This window comes from Streptomyces sp. NPDC057287, from assembly GCF_042667905.1.
GTDB lineage: Bacteria > Actinomycetota > Actinomycetes > Streptomycetales > Streptomycetaceae > Streptomyces.
Genome location: NZ_JBHUYV010000002.1, coordinates 651,718 through 672,114 on the forward strand (window position 1 = coordinate 651,718; position 20,397 = coordinate 672,114).

General features: G+C 71.8%; 19 protein-coding genes and 1 pseudogene. 6 read left to right on the forward strand and 14 right to left on the reverse strand.

Annotated features, from left to right (window positions below; translation table 11 throughout):
- Positions 1-215 precede the first annotated feature (215 nt).
- The 8 genes from ACFUNE_RS06305 to yhfZ all read right to left on the reverse strand — a co-directional run bounded on the left by ACFUNE_RS06305 (position 216) and on the right by yhfZ (position 7,993).
- The gene (locus ACFUNE_RS06305) at positions 216-1,457 is read right to left on the reverse strand and encodes a phosphopentomutase (protein WP_383562869.1); all 1,242 of its coding nucleotides are present in this window, start codon (positions 1,455-1,457) and stop codon (positions 216-218) included.
- Positions 1,458-1,467: 10 nt separating this feature from the next.
- Positions 1,468-2,631, reverse strand: coding sequence for an alanine racemase (locus tag ACFUNE_RS06310; protein WP_383562872.1), 1,164 nt, complete (start codon positions 2,629-2,631; stop codon positions 1,468-1,470).
- 2 nt (positions 2,632-2,633) lie between these two features.
- Positions 2,634-3,749 carry an aminotransferase class V-fold PLP-dependent enzyme gene (locus ACFUNE_RS06315; RefSeq protein ID WP_383562875.1) on the reverse strand — a complete coding sequence of 372 codons (1,116 nt, stop codon included), beginning with the start codon at positions 3,747-3,749 and terminating at the stop codon, positions 2,634-2,636.
- Position 3,750: 1 nt separating this feature from the next.
- The gene (locus ACFUNE_RS06320; protein ID WP_383562878.1) at positions 3,751-4,707 is read right to left on the reverse strand and encodes a phosphotriesterase; all 957 of its coding nucleotides are present in this window, start codon (positions 4,705-4,707) and stop codon (positions 3,751-3,753) included.
- 46 nt (positions 4,708-4,753) lie between these two features.
- Positions 4,754-6,091 carry a YhfT family protein gene (locus ACFUNE_RS06325; protein WP_383562881.1) on the reverse strand — a complete coding sequence of 446 codons (1,338 nt, stop codon included), beginning with the start codon at positions 6,089-6,091 and terminating at the stop codon, positions 4,754-4,756.
- A 42-nt stretch (positions 6,092-6,133) separates the two neighbouring features.
- Positions 6,134-6,490: a DUF2620 domain-containing protein gene (locus ACFUNE_RS06330; RefSeq protein ID WP_383562884.1), complete on the reverse strand. Its 357-nt coding sequence runs from the start codon at positions 6,488-6,490 to the stop codon at positions 6,134-6,136.
- An 82-nt stretch (positions 6,491-6,572) separates the two neighbouring features.
- Complete coding sequence (locus tag ACFUNE_RS06335; protein ID WP_383562887.1) at positions 6,573-6,959, reverse strand: transcriptional antiterminator; 387 nt, start codon at positions 6,957-6,959, stop codon at positions 6,573-6,575.
- A 95-nt stretch (positions 6,960-7,054) separates the two neighbouring features.
- A complete protein-coding gene (gene yhfZ / locus ACFUNE_RS06340; protein ID WP_383562890.1) occupies positions 7,055-7,993 on the reverse strand; it encodes a GntR family transcriptional regulator YhfZ in 939 nt (312 codons plus the stop codon).
- Positions 7,994-8,330: 337 nt separating this feature from the next.
- Here yhfZ and ACFUNE_RS06345 point away from each other — a divergent pair, with 337 nt between their 5' ends.
- A complete protein-coding gene (locus ACFUNE_RS06345) occupies positions 8,331-10,502 on the forward strand; it encodes an FUSC family protein (RefSeq protein WP_383562893.1) in 2,172 nt (723 codons plus the stop codon).
- Between the two features lie 168 nt (positions 10,503-10,670).
- A complete protein-coding gene (locus ACFUNE_RS06350) occupies positions 10,671-11,447 on the forward strand; it encodes a DUF427 domain-containing protein (protein ID WP_383562896.1) in 777 nt (258 codons plus the stop codon).
- A gap of 171 nt (positions 11,448-11,618) precedes the next feature.
- On the opposite strand, the gene ACFUNE_RS06355 is transcribed toward ACFUNE_RS06350, so the two are convergent.
- Together ACFUNE_RS06355 and ACFUNE_RS06360 are read right to left on the reverse strand one after the other, a co-directional pair.
- Complete coding sequence (locus ACFUNE_RS06355) at positions 11,619-13,181, reverse strand: mucoidy inhibitor MuiA family protein (protein ID WP_383562899.1); 1,563 nt, start codon at positions 13,179-13,181, stop codon at positions 11,619-11,621.
- An 8-nt stretch (positions 13,182-13,189) separates the two neighbouring features.
- The gene (locus ACFUNE_RS06360; RefSeq protein WP_383563076.1) at positions 13,190-15,253 is read right to left on the reverse strand and encodes a DUF4139 domain-containing protein; all 2,064 of its coding nucleotides are present in this window, start codon (positions 15,251-15,253) and stop codon (positions 13,190-13,192) included.
- A gap of 154 nt (positions 15,254-15,407) precedes the next feature.
- Between ACFUNE_RS06360 and ACFUNE_RS06365 the strand changes: the two genes are divergently transcribed.
- Entirely contained in the window at positions 15,408-15,614 is a 207-nt protein-coding gene (locus ACFUNE_RS06365; RefSeq protein ID WP_383562902.1) for a hypothetical protein, read from the forward strand.
- A gap of 166 nt (positions 15,615-15,780) precedes the next feature.
- Here ACFUNE_RS06365 and ACFUNE_RS06370 read toward each other — a convergent pair whose 3' ends face one another.
- Positions 15,781-16,131 (reverse strand): nuclear transport factor 2 family protein, encoded by a 351-nt coding sequence (locus ACFUNE_RS06370; RefSeq protein ID WP_383562905.1) that lies wholly within the window; start codon positions 16,129-16,131, stop codon positions 15,781-15,783.
- A 124-nt stretch (positions 16,132-16,255) separates the two neighbouring features.
- On the opposite strand from ACFUNE_RS06370, the gene ACFUNE_RS06375 reads away from it, so the two are divergent.
- Together ACFUNE_RS06375 and ACFUNE_RS06380 are read left to right on the forward strand one after the other, a co-directional pair.
- Positions 16,256-17,056, forward strand: a complete 801-nt coding sequence (locus tag ACFUNE_RS06375) for a helix-turn-helix domain-containing protein (RefSeq protein WP_383562908.1) — start codon at positions 16,256-16,258, stop codon at positions 17,054-17,056.
- Positions 17,057-17,267: 211 nt separating this feature from the next.
- Positions 17,268-17,366: pseudogene (locus ACFUNE_RS06380) on the forward strand (deaminase); the annotation flags it as partial.
- A 45-nt stretch (positions 17,367-17,411) separates the two neighbouring features.
- On the opposite strand, the gene ACFUNE_RS06385 reads toward ACFUNE_RS06380, so the two are convergent.
- Positions 17,412-17,705, reverse strand: a complete 294-nt coding sequence (locus tag ACFUNE_RS06385) for a hypothetical protein (protein ID WP_383562911.1) — start codon at positions 17,703-17,705, stop codon at positions 17,412-17,414.
- Positions 17,706-17,922: 217 nt separating this feature from the next.
- Complete coding sequence (locus ACFUNE_RS06390) at positions 17,923-18,573, reverse strand: hypothetical protein (protein WP_383562914.1); 651 nt, start codon at positions 18,571-18,573, stop codon at positions 17,923-17,925.
- Between the two features lie 336 nt (positions 18,574-18,909).
- Here ACFUNE_RS06390 and ACFUNE_RS06395 point away from each other — a divergent pair, with 336 nt between their 5' ends.
- Entirely contained in the window at positions 18,910-19,344 is a 435-nt protein-coding gene (locus ACFUNE_RS06395; protein ID WP_383562917.1) for a hypothetical protein, read from the forward strand.
- A 102-nt stretch (positions 19,345-19,446) separates the two neighbouring features.
- Here the strand turns inward: ACFUNE_RS06395 and ACFUNE_RS06400 are convergent, their stop codons facing one another.
- Positions 19,447-20,343 carry a LysR substrate-binding domain-containing protein gene (locus ACFUNE_RS06400; RefSeq protein WP_383562920.1) on the reverse strand — a complete coding sequence of 299 codons (897 nt, stop codon included), beginning with the start codon at positions 20,341-20,343 and terminating at the stop codon, positions 19,447-19,449.
- Positions 20,344-20,397 lie beyond the last annotated feature (54 nt).

Consider the following 20,397-nt stretch of genomic DNA (forward strand, 5'->3'; position numbering starts at 1 on the left):
GCGTAGACCTGCGGGAAGTCCGTCACCGCGTCGCTGCCGACGACAACCGAAGGGAAGAAAACGTAGGGCGCCGGCGAGCGGAACGAGACGGCGCGGGGCGGCGGCCCGGCGGGGGTGTCGCGCGGGGGGGGGGCGGGTCTGGAGCCCCGCCCCGCCCCCCCGCCGTATACGTTCCGCCCGGCCGGAACGGTCGGCCGGACGGCTGCCGGCCCACATCAGGCCGCTCGGCGACCCGCGTGCAGAGGCGCGCCGCCGGCCAGCTCCTCAGGATCCAGTGCCAGTGCCGCCGCGGCCGTCGCGCCGATGTCGGCCAGGCTGTGCGCGTCCGGCAGCAGTTCCACGCCGTCCGCGCCGGGCCGGTGGATCAGGACCGGCACGTACTCCCGGGTGTGGTTCGCGTGGCCGATCGTGGGGTCGTTGCCGTGGTCGCCGGTGACGATCAGCCGGTCCCCGGGTTCCGTGAGCAAAGCGACGAGTCCGGCGAGTCCGGCGTCGGCCTGCTCCAGCAGGCGCCCGTACCGTTCGGGGTCCTGTTGATGGCCCGCCAGATCCGTCTCCTGCACGTTCGCGACCACGAGTGCGTCACCTCCGGTGCGCACGGCTTCCAGGGTGTGGGCCAGGACGTCGGCGGTTGCCACGGCAGGGTGACGCTCCGCGGTCTCGCACGCCAGGATGTCCGCGGCCTTGCCCACCAGGGTGACCGGGATGCCGGCACGGGCCGCCAGGCCGGGGAGCTGCCGGGTGTGATCGAGCGGGGCGCCCAGGTGCTGCACCTGGAGCCCGCCGTTCCGGTAGAAACCGGTGGCGGGGGTGTCGAGCCCCGTGGTTCCCCCGTCCCCCGCGCGGACGAACCCGGTGAGAGGGCCGTCCGAGTGGCCGCCGACGGCGATGACCCGGGCGACCGGAGCGACCGCTCGTACGGTCCGGGCGATGGAGACGATCCCGCCGGGCCCGTCGAAGGGGACGTCGTCGAGGCGGCCGGACGCGTTCCAGTTGATCCCGGGGTCTGCCTCCAGGTTGTCATGGACCAGGACCACGCCGTCGACGAGGAGCGGTGGCTTCCCGTCGACCGCTTCGACCCGGTGTCCGGCGGCCTCCAGCGCCTCGGTCACCTCGTCGAGGTGATCGCCGAGCCGGGCCACCGTCACCCGGCTGAAGTCCGCGCCCATCATGGTCTGATGGCCCGCGAAGGTGTCCGCGCCCGGATATCCGAGGGCAGCTCTGCCGGCGGCCACGGGCAGATGTGTGCGGCGTGCCAGGTCCGGATGCGGATGGACCAGCCCGAGTCCCAGCGCCCCGAGCACCGGCAGCCGAAGCGGCCGGCCGAACGCTGTGCGCGCGTGGTCGAGGACATGCCCGCAGGTGTCGGCGGAGAGGTCGCCGGGACGCAGGGTGCCCGCGTCGGGCATGGCGCCGACTCCGAACCCGTCGATGACGACGATGACGGTCTTGGCCATGAGGTGCTCCTTACAGGGCTCGGCCCTGGGCGTCGTACAGGCCGTTCAGCCGGGGGGAGCCGGAGGCGAGTCCGGAGACGACGGCGACGCTCGAACGGGTGACGAAGATCTGGGTACGGAAGGCGAACAGCGCGGTGTCGCCGATCACCACGTCCGCACCCCGGGCGGGTGCGTCGAGCAGCCTGTAGTAGTCGATGTTCTCGGCGGGAGCGTCGCGCACGCCCAGACGTGTGCCCGTGCGCGGCAGGAGAGCGCTGCGGATGCGGGACCGGGCGTAGAACCCACCGCCGTACACCGCCGGGCGGCCGTCGTCGAGGGTGTGGGCGACCTCGCTGACATACACGTAGGCGGGCTTCTCGGGCTGCGTCGGATCGACGGCGTGCAGAGGGGTGGTGCCGGTGAGGGCGTGGCCCGGTTCGCCGTGGGTGGCGCCGAGTTCGGCGAGCAGGGGGAGGGAGGCCATCGAGGTGGCGCTCGGCGCACTGAGCCGGAGCCCGTGGTGCCCGCGCGAGACGAGGAGCTCGCGGGCCTTGAGGGCCAGACCGAAGTTGGGGGTGGCGGCCGGTGTACCCGTCTCCGGGTCGCACAGGACGCAGGGGAAGGCGGTGACGCCTCCGATCCGGATACCGTCCAGGGACTCGGCGGCCTCGGCGAAGCCGTCCAGCCGGGTGAGCGGAACGCCGCCCTCCTGGCCCGGGTAGACGGAGCCGTCGGCGCCTTCGATCCGGATCAGGACGTCCTGGACGAAGCCCTGTTCACGCGCGGCGTCGGAGACGGCGCGGGCGTTGGCCAGGTCGAAGACGGTAACGGTCTCCGGGCGCCACGCCAGGACCTCGGGCAGGGTGCGCCGGGGGATCTGGACGAGGTGGCCGACGTTGCCGGGCAGTGCTCCGGCGGCGTGCAGGGTGCGGGCCTCGGCCGGGTCGATGGCGGCGGAACGGGGGATGTGGCGGGCGATGGCCCGGATCAGCTCGGGGTTGCGGCCCAGCTGCTTGACGACGAACCAGAGGCCGAGGCCGAGGCGTCCGGCCTCGGCCGCCAGCAGCGCGGCGTTGGCTTCGACGGCGTCCAGGTCCATCACATAGGTGTCGGGCGGGATCCTGCCGTTCCGGTGCAGGGCGGCCGCGGCGTCGACGAGCCCGGGATTGCGGGTGAGCAGGGTGTCGAGAAACACGGTCAGTCGTCCTTAGGGTCGTCCAGGGCGGCGAGCGACCCGCGCAGGATGTCGACGACGAGGTCGGCGCCGGCCCGCATCGGATTGATGCGGACGGTCCAGTCGGCCAGCTCGGGGGAGTCGTCCAGCGCCGAGCTGGACATGCGGTAGAAGAGCGGGGCGATCTCGTAGCGGGAGTTCGAACCGACGGGGTAGGGGGCGGCACCGAAGCGTGCGGCGACCGCGGGCAGTTCCCGGGCGACCGGCCGGTCCAGGCGGACGAGCAGGCAGCGGTCCTGGGCGTTGGCGATGCGCACCTCGGCCACGCCGTCCACCTCCCCGGCCGCCAGACGCTCCGCGACCTCGGCGCCCACGCGGGACTGCACGGACCACATGACGGGGACGTGGGTGAGCGCGCGCAGGGCGTCGAGCGCCTGATGGCCCTGCACCTGCCCGCCACCGGAGTAGTTGTCGCGGCGGATGTGCGTCACGAGGTCGCGGGCACCGACGACCAGCCCGACACCCTCGGGTCCGTGCAGCTTGAAGAGCGAGAAGCAGGAGGCGTCGGCTCCCAGCTCCACCCCGGCGGACGGGGTGCGCATGACCGCGTAGTTGTCGTCGACGATGGTGCGGACCCTGGCGGCGCGGCAGGCCGCGAGGACCTCGGCCGGATCGTAGGAGTCGGCGAGCCGCTGTCTGGTGTGCTGGACGTACGCCCACCTGAACTGCCCGGAAGCCAGTGCCTCGTGCAGCTCCGCGGGGTCGTTGAAGTCGGCCTCGACGGTCCGTACCCCGATGCCGCGCAGGGTGACTTCGGTGCTGCGGTAGACCGGGGCCCGGTGGATCAGCAGAGGGTCGCCCGCCCGCACGGCGGCGTTCAGGGCAGCCCGGATCGCGCCGGTTCCCGCGCCCTGCACGAAGGCGGCGTCCTCGGCTCCGAAGTAGTCGGCGAGCACGGCCTCGACGCGCGCGGTGGTGCGCGGACGGCCGAGACCGGGGACGACTCCGGCGTCGGCCGAGAAGAGCTGGTCTCCCTCGAAGTGGGCGGCGGTGGCCTCCAGGAGCCGGAACTGCTTCGCGACGGCGTCGTCCAGGCCGACGGTTGCCAGCGGGAAGGTGGGGGGAAGCACGGGGTTCATATCAGTTGTCCTCCTCGCTCGCGCCGGTCAGGAAGCGCAGTGGATTGCGGCGGGTCAGCAGGTCGACCAGATCGTCATCGGCGCCCGCCGCCCGGAGGCGGGGCAGGAAGCTCCGGAAGAGGTGCCCGTAGCCCTGGCCTCCCTCGTCCAGGAGGTAGCCGTGGCGGGAGATGTCGCAGCTGAGCAGGGCGCGGTCCGCGTGTCCGGCTTCCACGAGGGCGAGCAGCAGCCTGAGCCGGGTGCGGTCGTCCTGGTAGGACGTCTTGCCCACGGTGTCGAAGGCGACGTACGCCCCTTCGGCCGCGAGTTCCCGGTGGACGCCCGGATCGTCGAGGAGGTCCTGGTGGCCGATGCCGATCCGGTGGGCGGGCAGTCCTTCACCGGTGAGCAGTTCCAGCTGGGCGAGGCCGCCACGGCCGAGCTGCGCATGGGTGGCGACGGAGAGGCCCGTGCGCACCGCGGCCCGCGCACCGGCCCGGAGCACCTTCGCCTCGGATGGGGTCGGTACGTCGCCGTGGCTGCCGATCTCGCCGAGGACGCCCGGCCGGATGCCGGTCCCGTCGATGCCGCCCTCGATCTCGCGGACGAGCACGCCGGTCAGCTGTTCCACATCCCCCGCGTCGATCTCGGGTGTGTGGAACGGCTCGTAGTACCAGCCGGTCGCGGCGACGACGGCGACCCGGGCGTCACGGGAGATCCTCGCCAGGGCACCGATGTCGCGCCCCATGCCCCGGCAGGTCAGTTCTACGACCAGGGCGAGCCCGGACTCCACCCGCAGCGTGGCCAGCTCGGCGGTCACGGCTGCCGCGTGGAGTTCCGGGTGGAGGACGGCCGCGCCGTCGCCCCGGCGGTCCAGGTCGAGGACGAGGTGCTCGTGGGCGAGGACCGGGCCGCCTACGGAACCGACGGGCAGATCTCCCGTGACGGTGCGCAGGGTGTGTGGTGCGGGGCGGTTCATGTGGGGGGTCCTTCTTTCGCGTACGGCCCGGTCCGATCGGTGGGGGTCAGCCCTTGACCGGGGTGAACAGGTCGAGCCAGTACAGGACGTTCAGCAGGATTCCGCCGACGATCACGGCCGCCGGGGCGGCGGCCATCCTCACGACCGGCCGGCCCATCGCCTCGTTCAGCAGGTAGAGACCGCCGACGACGAGGATCCCGAGCCCGCCGCCCATGGCGTTGGCGGCCATCAGCGACCCGAAGAGGATCGCCAGCTGGAGGGTGTCCCCGATGGCGCTGCGCAGATGCTCGGAGGAGTCCCGGACGCTGGGCAGCTTGCCGAGCAGCTTGCCGATCCAGGAGAGGGCCAGCACCTCCGCGGCGAACACGAGGGCGCCGACCACCGCCGCCACGAAGGGGTTAGGCATCAGGTAGCCGATGGGGTACACCAGCGTGAACCCGGCGATTCCGTAGGCGCCGGAAGCCAGCGCGGTCGTCGCGATCAGCGGGATGAAGCCGAACACCCGGTAGAAGTCGACCTGGGCGGCCTCGGAGTACTGCCCCTTGGCGATCAGGAAGCTCGTCGCCTCGCCACCGCCGAATATGTGCATCTGGGCGAGCACACAGACTCCGGCGCCGAGCACCATGAACAGGGGGAGGTACGTGCGCAGGCGGGCGGCGCTGGCGCTGAAGAGGGACGCCATCGGGTCGTCGTCCGGCAGGACGTCGTCGGTGATCCCCGCCGCACGGTCGGCCCGGCGCTGCCTGACGTCCTTGGTGACGGCCAGTCCGATGAGCATCAGCACACCGACCGCCATGGCCAGTGCTCCCGCGAACATGTTGGGCCACAGCTTCATCGTCATGACGACGAGGGCCAGTTCGAGGACACCCGCGATGCCGCCCCATTTGCGGCCGAACTGCTTCGTGATGGCGAGCACCGGAAACAGGGTGAAGAGGAAGAGGATCGGCGTCGACATCTGCTGCATCGCGGTCAGGAAGTCGACCGGGAGGTCGTGGGCGACGTTGTTCGCGCCGTTCAGACCGAAGACGACCACGGCGCCCCAGGCGGCGCCGAGGATCGGGGCGAGCCACTTCTTGGGCGCCAGCATCCCGAGGATGTCCGTGGGCAGGAAGACCAGCCAGGGGTTCAGCACACCGGTGGACAGGGCCATCGGGGCACCGAGCCCGAAGATGAAGCCCGCGGAGAGGCCGAAGGAGACGGCTGTCGTCGCGCTGCGGGTGGTGCGTCCCTGGATGAAGTCCAGCAGGAAGGGGCGTACTCCGTCGTTGAAGACGGCCAGGGCCATGTGCGAGATGTAGGCCGTCAGCGCGCAGAGGGCTATCACGGTCAGCTGCTGGGCCAGCGTGAAGTCAAGGCTGGTACCGGCGGCGAGTGTGGTGCTCACGAGTCACTCCTTCGTGCCCGGGATGATGCGAAGAGGCTGAGATCAGCCGCGGGCGGCGATGGCGCGTGCCATGAGCGGGGCGATGGTGTCGATCTGGTCCATCGAGAACCCGAAGACCTTCTTGCCGTCGGCGAGCAGGGTGGTGACCTCATCCTCCGTGGGCACACCGCGCCCGAAGGTGTGGCAGGCGGCACTGCCCATGAGGCCGACGAGCACACCCAGGGAGGCGCCGGCGCCTGTGTGGCAGGTGCCCAGGTAGTAGTCGGCCTGGCCCACCCGGAGTTTCATCGCGGCGTCCATGTCGCTGGACGGGACGATGTCGAGGGCGTCGATGCCGAGCGCGCCGATGGCCCGGGTGACCTCGACCTTGCCGACTCCGCCCGTGAGGATCTTCGTCATGACTGTTCTTCTCCTTGTGTCGGTTCGTCCACGCGACGGGTCGTCCCCGCGGAGGTGGCTCCGTGCCTTCGGCTGTGGCCGGTCAGGACGCGGGTGGGGGAGCGGGCTGCTGGGCCAGTACGGCCAGGTGCATGCCGAGGAAGTTGACCTCGGACTCGGGGAGCGCGGACCCCAGCTCCTTCTCGGCGCGGGCCGAGACGGCGCGGGCGCGGGCGACAGCACCGGGATGCCCGGCCAGCTCCGCGGCGATCTGGTCGTCGGTGAGGAACTGGTCGATCGGCTCTCCGTCCACCAGCCGGCCGAGCGCCATCATCAGATGGCTGGTGAGCATCCCGGCCGTCGCCTCGGTGACGGTGAGCCCCTCGGCCTCCAGGAAGGCGAGTTCGGAGGTGACGAAATCGGCCACCTCCGGCCGGACCTGACCGCCTTCGCGGAAGAGCTGGAGCCGCAGTGCGAGCTGGTCGTCCATGGTGATCCTCCAGAAAACAACAGTAACCAGGATTCTGTATTTTGAGGGCAGGTGACGCTCCGGAAATATGAGATTCCGGTCACCGCGCCCGCCGGTCAGTACGAGGGGATGCGCTCTCCCCTCAGGACCTCGCCCTGAAGCCGCGTCACCAGGGACAGGTCGAGCGAGGCGCGGACCGCGGCCAGGGCCTTCGCCCCCTCGGTCCGGCAGATCACCGCGGCGCTGGAGTTGCGCAGAGCCAGCTCCCGGGTGACCTCGTCGCCGAGCGGAAGCACCTCGACACCGAGCCCGATCCGGTCCTGGGCCTCGTCGAGGTTCCAGACGGTCGCGTCCACCTCGTCCCGGGCGAACAGGTCGCGCAACTGCATGTAAGAGGCCTCCCGCCACCGGATGTCCTGCCTGCCGGCGAAGACCCGTTCCACGAGCATCCGCAGATCCTCGGAGGTGTGGTCGACGGCCACCCGCAGTCCGGGTGTGTCCAGGTCGGTCCCGCGCCGCACGAGCATGCCGTGCGCGCCGACGTAGGTGGCCGGGCCGAGGTCCGCCACCAGCTCCACCGGATGCTCCGCGATCAGCTGGTCGGCGGCGAACCGCGACAGTACGACCAGATCGACCTTGCCCTCCAGCAGTGCCGCCGTCCGGGCCCCCGCGCCGCGCATGAACGTGACGGCGAACGGTGCGCCCGCCTCCTCGAAGGCGCCGCGCAAGCCCGTCGCCAGGCCCTCGTAACGCCGGGAGTATGGGAGCGGCATGGCCGCGAGCAGGGTGCCCAGCCCGGACAGCCGCCACAGGACGGTGCGGTCGGAACGGACGAGGAACGTGCCGAGGTGGCCGCGCGCGGTCGTGGAGATCGCTCCGGACTGCTCCAGCAGCTGAAGGGCTGCCTGGACGGTGCCGTTGCCGCAGCCCAGCTGTTCCGCGAAGTCCCGCACGCGGGGCAGGCGCGTCTCCGGCTCGTGGTGCAGGAGCAGAGCGGCGAGCTGCCGTGCGGCGAGGCCGTTACGGGTGAGGAAGCGGTCATCCAGGTCGTTCACGAATCAAACAGTAAACAGGATTCTGGATATTGACAAGGAGTCCGGCAGCGGGGGAGCCCAGGACCCCTCGTCGACCGGGAGCCGGGGCCGTGCGCAGCGGGGCGCCGCCTCCTGAGCCGGGCTGCCGGCCGTCCACGGGACCAGCCCCGCGAGCGGGCGGGGCGGCATCGATCGACAATGGCGGCAGGCAACGGGACCAGACCCGGGGCCTTCGCCGAGCGAGAGGTGAGCGGCAGATGGGCGCGCAGCCGCCACCGGCCGACGAGGAATCGCGGCGCGCCCGTGCCCGGGCGTCCGCGACCCGGCCCGAGGAGCGTCCTGCGCAGGGTGCGCGGAGGTGAGCACAAGGACCGGCCGGGCGGCGATCCTGCGCAGGAGCCTGCGGGTGACGGTCGCGGCGAGCGTAGGCTTCTACACGCTGAGGTACGCCGCCGATCTCCCGGTCGCCGCTCTGTACGCGCTCTTCGCGCCCATCGCCGTAGGCCTGCTCTCCGCCATCCCCGGATCGGGTCGCCAGCAGGCCTCCGTGACCCTCCGCGCGCTGCCCCCGGCCCTGGCCCTCGCAGCCGTGGGAACACTGGTCGCGGTGGACACCTGGGCGGCGACCGGCGGCATGCTCGTCATCGGGTTCCTGCTCGCCTTCGCGGCCGTGGCCGGCCCGCGACCCGCCGCCGTCGCTCCCGGCCTCCAGCTCTTCTACATCCTCGCCTGCTTCCCGCCGTACGCACCGGAGACCCTGGGGGAGCGCCTCGGGGGACTCGCCGCCGGGATGCTGCTCCTCGCTGCGGCCGAGGTCCTGCTGCCCGACCCGTCCGTCGCCTCCTACCGGGAACGGCTCGCCACCGAGCTCGGCACGGCAGCGCGCGCAGCCGCCACCGACGAGGTGCCGACGGAACGCCTGCGCGAGGCGGGTTCGAGCATGCGTCTCTCCTGCGTACCGCCGTCCGAACGTCCTGCCGGTGCGGGCAGGACGGATCGAGCGCTGGAACAGGCCGGCCGTGCCGCGAGGCACCTCTTGGAGCAGTTGGCGAGCCTTTCCGGGACGTCACCGGTGTCCGCCGATCCCGCGTCCGCCGCCCTCCTCCGCCGGGTCGCGAAGACGTGCGACTCCTGCGCGCGTTCCCTGCGTACGGGCCGCCGGCCGTCGCTGCCCGGAGAGCTGGAGCGGGCGATGCGGGACTTCCAGACGGGACGACGCGAGAGTACGGCCTCCGGGCATCCCGCCTCCGCGGCGGCCGGTCCCACTCTCCGGGCAGCCGTGCTCCGACGGCAGTCACGGGTGCTGGCGCTGGCCGGATCGGCCCGGATCGTGGAAGTCGCCGTCGACGTCGCCGCGAACGGAAGGCCCGCGGAACCGCCCGCCCCGGCCGACCAGTTCTGGTACGCGGAGCTCTCCACACCGAGGCTGTGGGCACGACGCGCCCTCGGGAACGTGACCTTCAGATCGGTCCTCTTCCAGAACGCCGTGCGGACCGCGCTCGGCCTGGCGGCCGCCCGGCTGGTGGCCGGTTCGCTCGACCTCGACCACGGCTTCTGGGTGCTGCTGGCCGTCCTGACCCTCGGGCGCACGACCGTAGGCGCGACCTGGCAGGCGGTACGCCGGGCGGTGGCCGGCAACGCGGTCGGGGCCCTCGTGGCGGGAGCGCTCCTGACCGGGATCGGGTCGCACACCGACGCGTACGCCGCGCTCCTCGCTCCCGCGATGCTGGTGGGCTTCTCCGTGGGACCGATGTTGGGGATCGCCTACACCCAAGGGCTGTTCACCCTGGTCGTCGCCACCGCGTTCGCCCAGATGGCCCCGGTCACCTGGCGGTTGTCCGAGGCGCGGATGATCGATGTCGCCACCGGCAGCGTCATCGGGCTGTTGTGCGGGCTCCTGGCCTGGCCGGCCGGGGCGGAGCGGGAGGTCCGCCGCGCCATGGGCGCGCTGCTGCGCGCCTGCGGTGCGCTGGTACCGCCGACCGCGGAAGCGCTGCTGACCCCTTGGCCCGGATCGCGGGCCGCCCTGCCGCAGACACTGCCGAGCCTGCACCGGTTGCGACTTGCCGAGGCGGCGTACGCCCAGTACCGCAGTGAGGCCGGGGCCACCTCCCAGGGCGCCGACCCCGACTGGCATGCGGTGCTCATCGTCGCCAACCACGTGCTCCAGGGCGCGCACCGGCTGCCCCTCTTCGGTCTCCGCCCGAGCACCGGCCCTCCCGGCCCGGCCGCGACCTGGGTCCGGACTGCCGCAACAGGTCTGGAGGCGGAAGCCGACCGGATCGCCTCCCTGCTCGTGGGCAGCGGCCGACGAGGCGCTGAGTCGTCCTCCGTCCCGTCCTCCGCGTCGTCCTTCGCCCCGTCCCTCGCGCCCGTGCCGGACACCTGCTCCTCGGCGGACGTATCCGTCGACCTCGAGGTGTGGATGGCGAGCCTCCGGCATCAGTTCGCCCGGATCGAGGCTTCGGTGTCACGGCAGTCGCCCCGCAAGCGGCCTCACCGGACGGCGTCCGGGGCCGAAAAGTCCTGAGTGCCTGTCACCCCGGTTCAGGACGCCGCATGTTGCACCGATGGAGATCCATCGCGCATTAGGTAGCATTCCGGTAGAAAAGGCGCGTCCTCGGGGTGGGAGCATGGTGCCCGAAGCGTCCCGGAGGCACCGGGCGCGCGGAGTGCGAGCGAACAGAGGTGGCCACCGATGGCGGACGAAAGCGTTCAGTACCCGAGCCTTCTCGTCCCGGTGGGGCACGTCGAGCCCGTGCCGCGCCGCGTCCGGGCGACGATCGGAGGTCGCGTGGCCTTCGACACCCGGCGTGCGCTGTACGTGTGGGAATGGCCCCCCTACCCCCAGTTCAGCATCCCGATCGAGGACTTGGCCGACGGCGTGCTGACCGACGACGGCCACGTGGAGCCGCGGGGGGCCGGACCCGCGCGGCGCCACACGCTGAGGGTCGGCCCGGAGGTCCGCGAGGGTGCGGCATGGGTGTGGGACGAGGGTGCTCCCGCGGCTCTGCACGGCACCGTCCGCTTCGAGTGGGAGGCGCTGGACGCCTGGTTCGAGGAGGACGAGCCGGTCTTCGTCCACCCCCGGAGCCCATACGCCCGCGTGGACGCGCTGCGTTCCTCCAGCAGTGTCCGCGTGGAGCTCGACGGAGTCGTGCTGGCGGAGGCGCCCACCTGCGTCAAGCTGTTCGAGACCGGACTGCCGACCCGCTACTACCTCGACCGTGTGCATGTGGACGAGGCCGGGCTGCGTCACTCCGACACGGTGACCCGGTGCCCGTACAAGGGCACGACAAGCGGCTACTGGTCCTTCGACAGCGAGGCCGCCACCCACGAGGACATCGCCTGGGTGTACGACTTCCCGACGATCCACGTCGACCGCATCGCCGGCATGGTCGCTTTCTACAACGAGCGCGTCGATCTGTACGTCGACGGGGAACTGCTGCCCAGGCCGGCGCCCATGAGCAAGTAGCCGGGTGTGCCCGTCGCCGGCGTCGGTGCCGTCTGCCTCACCGGGGCAGACGGAGCGTTCCCGGAGTTACGCCCTCCCCGGCAGGGCTGTTGGACCGCGAGCCGGTCCGACCCCGCCGGGGCGCCCACCGTCACGGCGGCGGCAGGTGGTGCCCGGCAGGGACGGCGAATCTCAGAGCCCGGTGACCTTGGCGGTCGCGGAGAGCTCGTAGGCGAGGGTGAGCGTCCGGTGGCCGTCGGGCCCGAGAGCGACGTCCCAGCGGACGATGCCTTCGGCGTCGACCGAGTCGGGGGGCGGTGAACAGGCTTCCCTCCGCAGGCGTATCTCCACCGCCGCGACTTCGGAGACCGGGAGCCGCTCCCGGACGGTGACGACCCTGTCGCCCTGCTCTCCGGGGGCGGAGAACCGGGACAGGTGCAAGGTGACCGTCCGGTTGATGACGGTCCGCTGGGTGATCCCGGCGGTGTCCCGCGTCTCCTCGGTGTTCCGCAGCACCCGGTGGTCGTCGCAGCTGCCGAAGGCGAGCTCCACAAGAGCGCCGGGAGCGCTGAACTCCAGCGTGCCGCGGCCGCCGAAACCGCTGGAACGGACCAGGTCCACGGGCCCGGCGAGCAACGCGTGGCCGGCCAGGTTGTCGAACCGGACGAGCCGGGTGACCAGAGGGGAGAGCTCGGGCGAGCAGGCGTACTCGGTGTGCGCGGTCGTGGTGAACGCGGAGAGCGGGACCCGGTGGGCGCGGCCGTCACTCGATACGGACACCCGTGCCGGGGCCCGCAGGACCCTTGCCTCGCCGCCGTCGTCCACCCCCGGCAGACCGAGGACCGGAGCCGGGCCGAGAGTCCGGATCTCCTCCTCGCGCAGCTCGACGTCGACGGCGCGGCGCTCCGCCGGGGTGCGGTCCGTGAGCGTCAGCCTGTCCTCCTCCAGGCGCGGTGGATCGGTGGCGAGCGCCGACCGTGCCGTCGACATCGTCAGCTGCACGTCCCGCCAGTCCTCGCCGGTGCGCTGCCAGACCATCGCGTCGGTCTCCAGCGACAAGGATTCCCCGTCGAGCACGGCCCGGTAGGCCGGCCGCCACAGCGCACACGGGACGAGGTGGCTCAGGCGAAGGCCGGCCGGTCCGGCGACGGCGGCTTCCACGGTCAGTTCGACATGCCCGACGAGTTCGGCGGGCTCCTCCTCACAGTCGTGAAGGGCGCGCTCGAGCTGCCCGAGTTCGTCGTGGAGGGCGGACAGCCGGGCCTCCACGGAGCGCAGTTGCTCGCCGCATTCCGCGCGCTCGTCGTCGACCCGGTCCAGCTCGTCGGCCCAGCGCGAGCGGTCGGTCTCCCCCGAACCGGCGCCCTCGGCCACTTCCCGCAGCAGATCGGCTGCCAGGCCGCCGAGCAGGTCACGGCGGGCGTGCAGCCGGTCGCGCCTTCGCTCCAGGGCGAGTTGCTCCCGCGTGAGGGTGTGGGTCCGCCGACGCAGGGCCGAGCCGTCATCGGCCTGCGACGACGGGCCTCGCGGGGTCCAGCTGCGGACGATGCGCACATCGAGGACCGTTGCCGGGTGATCAGCGGTCAGCTCCGCATGGAGGGTCCGGTCGACGGCGAGCGCGCTGACCGGCCCGAGACGCAGCCGCCGCACCCCTGCCTCCAGGTCGAGTACGACGGCACGCTCGACGTGCGCGCGATCCTCCAGGCAGGTCACGGCGGTGACGGGTAGGGCGATCGGCTCCGAGGCTGTGGTCATGGTGTCTTTCAGCTCCTGCGGTTGCCGCCGACGAGGGCCTTGCCGGCCGGCATTCGGATCTCGTAGCCGCCGTCGAGCACGACGGTGCCTCCGGCGGGCAGATCCACCCGCTTGACTCGGGTGCCGGGGGCATGGTGATCGGGCCCCGTGCCGTCCTCGGGTGGGGTCCAGCCGGCCCGTTCCTCGATCCGGACATCCGTTTCGGAGCTGACGGGCACCCGCTCGCGGACCTCTACCGTGACGGGCCCGGTGAGGCGGTTGGCCAGCTCGATGTGTACGTGGTGCTCCAGGACGGTGATGTTGTTGCGCAGACCTGCCGTGGACTCGCGCAGGTCCGTCCGGCGGGTGACCTGGACACCCTCGGCAGGTCCCAGCCCGACCCGCCGGACGCTGCCGGGGGCGAGCGTGGGCAGTGCCGCGGTCAGCAGGAAGTCGTCGTCGACGGTGACTTCCACCGGGCCCGCGAGCAGAGCCTGATCGGAGGTGTTGGAGAGCACGGACGTCGCGTAGACGGTCTGCTCCACCGACGGTGCGCAGACGTACTCGGTGTGCGTGCCGACGGCTGTTTCACCGACGGTGACGGTGTGCCAGGTGCCGTCCGACGGTATGTCCACGCGGGTGGCGGTGTCGAAGCGGTGGTCGAAGGATCCCGCCGACTCGCGGGGCCGCACGGCGTGCCCGGGCAGCGGCAGCGCGGCCACCGACTCCGCCCGCCGGCGGTACTCGGCCGCGACCGGGTCGAACGGGGAGCCGGGGAACAGCCTTCCCCGGCGATCGCCCTGGTCGTCGGGGCCGCACAGGACGAGGTCCGTGTAGTCGAGCTCGGCGCCGCTCGGCCGCGGCGGACCGGGCGGCGCTGCCGGTGCCGATGGGGCCGGTGCCGCTCCGCCGGGGGCTGCGGGTGCCATCGGGGCAGGGGCCGCGGCGAACGAGCTCTCGGCGGATCGTCGCCCACCCGTACGGGCACGGACCTGCGACGCGGGCATCGGCGCACCGGCGGAGGGCTCGGGGAAGGCTCCGCCCGGCGCCGGGGGAGGGACGGGAGGCCCGCCGTAGGCCTGCGGCGCGGGCGGCGGTGGCGAGAACCCTCCGGGCGCCGCGGCTGTGGCCCCCGCGGCCGCCGCGCCCGAGGCGGGACGGGCGCCGGCCGTGTCGTATCCGGTGAAGAGGCCGGCGAGACCCGCCGGAGGCTCGCGCCAGCCTGAGGGGGCGGGGGCAGGCTGACGGCGCCCGATGCGGACCGAGCGGAGCTTCGGCAGTTCGGTTCCCCGCCGCAGGTCGGCCGTGGCCAGACCGACGGACACGCCGGTCCAGTCCTCACCGGTGCGCTGGGCGACCGAGGCACGCAGCTCCAGGCGCCCGCTGCTGTCTCCTTGACGGCAGGTCAGGCGGTAGGCCGGCGCCCAGACGGCTCCCGGAACCCCGTACTCCAGCTCGAGCTCCAACTCCGCTTCCACCGTGCCGGCACCGGAGGTGTCGATGGTCAGAAGAGCCGAGACCGTGGTCGCCACGTACCCCGAGGGCGCGTCGGTGGAGGCGCGGGCGAGCTCGTCCGCGGCGATACCGAGCTCGTGCTCCGTCCGGCTCAGCACCTCCTCCACCTCGGCGAGACGGGAGTGCAGCCCTGCCATCCGCTCGTCCACGAAGCCGGCGAGCTCCAGCCACGCGTCGACCGGTGTGCGACGGTGAGGATCGTCGCGCCTGCGTGCCGGCGGTACCGGACGCAGAGCGCCGACCTCACCGATCAGGTGGACCAGGTGGTCCCGACGGCACCGCGCCGCCATGAGCTCGTCTGTCAGCCGCTCGACCTCGTCCCGCAACCCGCCGGGCGCGGAAGTGCCGGTCGGCTCGGCCTCCATCTCCATCCGGGCCTCGCTGACGTGCACTCCGGGGGTGCCGAGGATCCGGGCCCTCAGCGAGCCCGGGTCCAGGGAGCGGGGCAGTCCCGTCACCCGCACCCTGCCGTCCGGCGGCGCGCAGCCCCGGGCCAGCCGGCGGCAGAGCGCCCCCTGCTCGTACACCACCACAGAATCGAGGGTGGACCCCCACCTCTGCACTGCCTCGGCCGTCATCTCTTCCGCCCCCATCCGTGCCGAGCCGAGTTTAAGCCCTGGTCCCGCGGCGCGGTCGGCGGTCGCGCTCACCGATGTGCCCGCTACCGTCGGACGCGTCCTGCGACGAATGCCTTCCACCGATGCCGGACGCACACGGTCCGCTTGCCGGCGCGTGCCACCACCCTCCGGTCATACGCCGTCCCGGCTCGGCCAACCGCGTGCGGGGCCCCCGCCCGGTGCGCTCGTCCAGGGTGACGACCGGCTGCTGGTCTCGGTCGGCGTCGCCGAGTCGATCACCGGCGGTGAAGCGGTGATCGCGACCCGCCTCGGGCGTAACGAGGCGCACTTCCTCGCCAGCGCGCTCGGAGCGCCTTCCTGAACCCGCCCTGGCGACGGAGGGGAGGTCTCAGCGGGTGGCTGCGACCTCCCCGTCCGTGGTCCGGCCGGCCTCCCTCGCCTGCATCGGATGCAGCCGAGGTGGCCGGCTCCCGGGCGGGCGGGCAGTCCGGCTCTCCCCCATGGAGGTGGACGGTGCTACGGCTCCGTCATGCAGGCAGTCTGTCCAGAAAGCCGCGCACGTCCAGGATCCGGCCCGACTCGTCCATCACCAGCACGTCGAATCCGATCACCAGCGGCTCGGCCCCCGCCGCGCCCAGCCCCCAGCGGAAGCGCACCTGGTTGTGGTGGGCGTCCACTTCACCGACCTGGGTGAACACGAACCCCGGAAACTGTGCGTGGACTCCGTCGATGACTGCGGAGACCCCGTCGTGGCCGGAGACCTCGGCCATCGGATCGGTATAGGTCACCTCGGGCGACCAGTGTTCGGAGATCAGCGCCGCCCGCTCGCCGTCGGTCGCGTTCCAGGTGGCCAGGTACTGCTGAACGATGCGCTTCATGATCATCTGCTTCTTTCGCTCGGATCGACCGGTTGGTGCCGAGAATCCTGGCCCGGGGCCGGCCGCCGATCCATGACCTCACAGGTCATGGTCGTCCGGTCACGATGCCCATACCCTCGTGATCATGAGCGTTGCACTCGAAGTCCCGCCGGTCGGACAGCTGTTGCGTACCTGGCGCGAACGGCGCCGGTTCAGCCAGCAGGAGCTGTCCAACCGGTCGCAGGTGTCCACCCGGCACCTCAGCCGGGTCGAGACCGGCAGGGCGCACCCCACCCCAGAGATGATCATGCACCTCTCCGACAGCCTGGATGTGCCGCTGCGGGAGCGCAACCGACTGCTGCTGGCCGCGGGTTACGCACCGCGCTACCGGGATCGTCCATTGGACGACGCTTCCATCTCCGTGGTGATGGACGGTCTGCGGCTTCTTCTCGACGCCCACCTGCCGTACCCCGCACTGCTGTTGGACGACCACTGGGACATCGTCGACGCCAATGCCGCCGTCGACCGACTGCTGACCGGCTGTGCGCCGGAGTTGCTGCAACCGCCGGTCAACGTGGTCCGGGTATGTCTGCATCCGGACGGGCTGGCAGGCCGGATCCGCAATCGCCAGGAGTGGGGCACCCATCTGCTGCGGCAGGTGAGCCACCGCGCCGAGCGGAGCCATGACGGGCGCCACCGCGAGCTCGCCGCGGAGATCGCCGGGTACCTCGGCAGCCCCGGCGCCGCCAGCCCCCTCCTGGGGCCGGTGGTCACCCTCGAAATCGACGTCGACGGCCACCCGCTGCGATTCTTCAGCACGTCGGCCACTCTCAGTACGGCCACGGACGCAGCACTCGAAGGGCTGCACCTGGAGACGTTCCTGCCGGCCGACGACCGGACCCGGCACCGCTTCGCGCAGGGATGGGCCATCCCGGTGGAGTCGTGACCACGCCGGTGACGTCGGCCGCCGCTCCGGCGAGGAACGAGGGTGGAGTCGCGGGATGGCCGTGTCCGGCGTCCGTGGAGCCGCCGGCCCACGTCTTCGAACCTCGGAGAGGAGTGCCAGGGGGACCGGTTCCGGCCGGTCTTGAGCGCGGCGATGAGTATGACCGGCCCGGAGGGTCTCACCACCGTCGTCGACAGCGCAGAAGGAACATGTGGCTCAGCTACTGCGAGTCCAGAATTTGACCCTCTCGAGTGACGGAATTCGTGCCGGTACGGACCAGAGCCTCGAGCGTCCGTTCGGCCACGTCGATCTGCCTTTCGGGCCAACCCGGTGAGAGGCCCGATAGGGCCGGGGCTCAGTTGCCGCTCTCCTCCCGGCCGACGGCCTCGTACGCGTCGGGGGTGACCGCCCGCAGCCAGTACGGGCCGTGCCGGATGCCCTCCGGCAGCACTCCGCCACCGGCATAGTCGTCCCGGAACTGTTCATGCCCGATGAGCGCGGCGAGCAGATCCTCGTCGCCGACAGGCTCCGGGGGGAGCCGCAGGCGCTTGAGGTCGACCCATCTGTAGGCGGGTGACCTCGGTTCCCGGAAGGTGTAGCTCCGGGAGTTGATGAGAATGCCGACTTCGTGGGTGAGCGTGTTCTGCACGCTTCTCAACTTGGACGGGCCCCGGAACCCCTGGCCTCGGGCCGACGTGGAACACCGTGCACACTGGGGTGTCACCCGTCGCTGTGTGCCGCGCACGAGGCCGCCGGTCCAGATCCCGCTCCAGGTCCCGCTCCAGATCCCGGTTCCGTTCCACCACCGTTCGCCCGCCTCGATCGACGGCTCGTCCCATGGCCGCCCCGTCCTCGTGGGACAGTCTTCACCGGTCCTTCGGCGAACCGGCGGGCGACCGTCCCACCTTGACCTGCGCTTCCACGGTCGCGAGCACCGTGTCGACCAACTCCGCGACGGGCAGCCCGGCGCCCACGTCGACGCGGTCCAGGTCCAGACCGGCGAGGGCATCCAGCATCAATGCCTGGTACCGCTCGGACCGGGCCAGGAACTTGTCCGTCAGGTGACGCTCCTGGTCCGTCGATGCTTCGTACAGGCCGGCCGTGTGGATCCGGGCCCGCAGGAGATCATCGTTCGCGACCAGCCAGACGGCGGCTGTGTGCGGGACCGTCAGTTCCGCCACGCTGACGGGCCAGAGCGCAGACCCCTCCAGGACCAGCCCGGACCTGCCGACGCCGCCTTCCGCGTGTGCGGCGATCAGTTGTTCCACGCGGGGCCACAGCCGCTGGTAGTGGTCGAGGACGGACGTCACCAGCTTGTCGACCGTGAGCGACGCGTAGTGTTCGGCGACATGCGCCGGCACTTCCCGATCCGGCGTTCTCCAGGGCCGTCCCGGATGCCGGGCCAGGCCGTCCGTCGACAGGCATTCGAATCCGAGCCTGTCCGCCACCCCCTGGGCCACCGTCGACTTCCCGACGTTCGACGTTCCCCCGATCAGCACCACCCGCGCACCATGCATGGCAGCGACCTTACCGATCCTCGTGGAGCGGCGTTCCCGCACGTCGCACCTGAGACGCGGAGGCCGGAGACACGCGCCGTGCAACGGATGCGGGGGGAGACGGGTGAGGCACGGTGACGTCGTGGTCCGAGGGTCGTTGGCTTGTTGACCGGTGTCGGACTGTGAGTGACGGGGAGCCTGAGAGTGTCGGATCGACAGGTGTGGCCAGGAGCGGACGTGGTGGCGCTGTGCGGGGCGGTTCTCCTCTGTTGTGCCGTCACCACCGGCTGCGGCCGGGGCACGGAGGACGCGAAGGCACCTGCGGGTGCTGCGGCGGTACCCTCGCCGCCGCCGTCAGTGTCGGGTCCTTCCCCGGATGCGGCCGGGGCGGTGCGGGAGGCGTACGGGGCGATGTGGTCGGAGCGGGTGAAGGCGTTCCGGGTGGCGTCGGCGGACGGGACCGATCTGGAGCGGTATGTGGCGCCCGTGGTCCTGAGCGTGTTCGAGGAAGAGCTGGCCCGTCTGAAGAAGGACGGCATGGTGATCCGCGGCGATCTCGGCCACGAGCCGGAGGTGTCCCTCGCCGATGCCGGGGCGGGGCCGCCGCGGGCCACGGTGGAGGACTGTGTGGACCTGTCGAAGTGGCAGCCCTTGGACATCACGACGGGCTGGCCCCTACCGCTCCCCGGAGATCAGCCGCTGCGCCACGCGGCCACAGCGACACTGGAGCGCGGGGACGGCGGGCGATGGACCGTCACCGCGTACGTCCCGCACAGGTCGCGAGCCTGCTGAATCCGACAACGGCCGCACGGTCGCCGCGCCGGGCGCCGACCGCGCGGCTGCGCCGTATGCGGTTGAGGGCACGCCCCCACCCCGGCTGCCACCAGCCATGGGTCACTCCGTGCGGTGGCTCAGGACCGTTTCACGGAATGATGCGACCACCGGCCGCAGGTCGGTGCGGTGCCAGGCTGCCCACAGGTGTACCGACGCCTGGTGCCAGGGCAGTTCACGGATTTCGACGCCTTCGGTGGTTCCGCGGACCATGCTCTTCTGGACGAGTGCGAGTCCCAGGCCCGATGCGACCAGTCCCAGGGCCGTCAGGGGTTCCGGCGCGTCGAGGCGGATGTCCGGCGTGAAGCCCGAGGCCACGCAGGCTGCGACGAACGCGTCCCGGGTGGCCGGCTCGTGTGAGCTGTCGACGGCGATCCATGGCAGCCCGTCCAGATCCTGTGCCGTGATGCTTTCCCGGGCGGCGAGGTCGTGGCCGGCCGGCAGGGCGAGGAGCAGTGGGTCCTCCAGCAGCGGGGCCGCCAGCAGGTCCGGATCGTCCTCCGCGGGAGGCTGCTGAACCAGGGCGATGTCGAGGCTTCGCTGCCGCAGGCCCACGAACTGTTCCTCCGGGGCCAGGCTGTAGAGCGCCACATGAATGCCCGGCCGCTCCTCCTGCAGCGTGCGCAGCGCCGCCGGAAGTACACCGGTGTGCATGGCGTCGGTGACGTACCCGATGCACAGCCCTCCTTCCTCTCCGCGCCCCAGGCGGCGGCCCAGGTTCTCCAGCCGGTCCGCGTGCCGCAGCAGTGCCCGTGCCTCGGTGAGGAAGATCCGCCCGTCGGCGGTCAGGCGGATGCGCTGCTGGGTGCGCTCGAAAAGGGTGAGGCCCAGGTTCTTCTCCAGCTGGGCGATCTGACGGCTGAGGGGCGACTGGGAGATGTGCAGCTCCTCCGCGGCCCGGCCGACGTGTTCCGTCTCTGCCACGGCGATGAAGTAGCGCAGTTGTCGCAGGTCAAGCATGTAAGACCTCGGGGGACTCAACTCAGTCCAAGCGAGTCTTGGACAGTCTCAAGT

What these genes read in the sequence shown, in the direction of transcription:
- ACFUNE_RS06390 (WP_383562914.1), bottom strand. Translation starts at nt 18,573, where the DNA reads ATGCATGGTGCGCGGGTGGTGCTGATCGGGGGAACGTCGAACGTCGGG.
- ACFUNE_RS06330 (WP_383562884.1), bottom strand. Translation starts at nt 6,490, where the DNA reads ATGACGAAGATCCTCACGGGCGGAGTCGGCAAGGTCGAGGTCACCCGG.
- ACFUNE_RS06370 (WP_383562905.1), bottom strand. Translation starts at nt 16,131, where the DNA reads ATGAAGCGCATCGTTCAGCAGTACCTGGCCACCTGGAACGCGACCGAC.
- ACFUNE_RS06350 (WP_383562896.1), top strand. Translation starts at nt 10,671, where the DNA reads ATGGCGGACGAAAGCGTTCAGTACCCGAGCCTTCTCGTCCCGGTGGGG.
- ACFUNE_RS06320 (WP_383562878.1), bottom strand. Translation starts at nt 4,707, where the DNA reads ATGAACCGCCCCGCACCACACACCCTGCGCACCGTCACGGGAGATCTG.
- ACFUNE_RS06360 (WP_383563076.1), bottom strand. Translation starts at nt 15,253, where the DNA reads ATGACGGCCGAGGCAGTGCAGAGGTGGGGGTCCACCCTCGATTCTGTG.
- ACFUNE_RS06375 (WP_383562908.1), top strand. Translation starts at nt 16,256, where the DNA reads ATGAGCGTTGCACTCGAAGTCCCGCCGGTCGGACAGCTGTTGCGTACC.
- ACFUNE_RS06305 (WP_383562869.1), bottom strand. Translation starts at nt 1,457, where the DNA reads ATGGCCAAGACCGTCATCGTCGTCATCGACGGGTTCGGAGTCGGCGCC.
- ACFUNE_RS06315 (WP_383562875.1), bottom strand. Translation starts at nt 3,749, where the DNA reads ATGAACCCCGTGCTTCCCCCCACCTTCCCGCTGGCAACCGTCGGCCTG.
- ACFUNE_RS06400 (WP_383562920.1), bottom strand. Translation starts at nt 20,343, where the DNA reads ATGCTTGACCTGCGACAACTGCGCTACTTCATCGCCGTGGCAGAGACG.
- ACFUNE_RS06355 (WP_383562899.1), bottom strand. Translation starts at nt 13,181, where the DNA reads ATGACCACAGCCTCGGAGCCGATCGCCCTACCCGTCACCGCCGTGACC.
- ACFUNE_RS06335 (WP_383562887.1), bottom strand. Translation starts at nt 6,959, where the DNA reads ATGGACGACCAGCTCGCACTGCGGCTCCAGCTCTTCCGCGAAGGCGGT.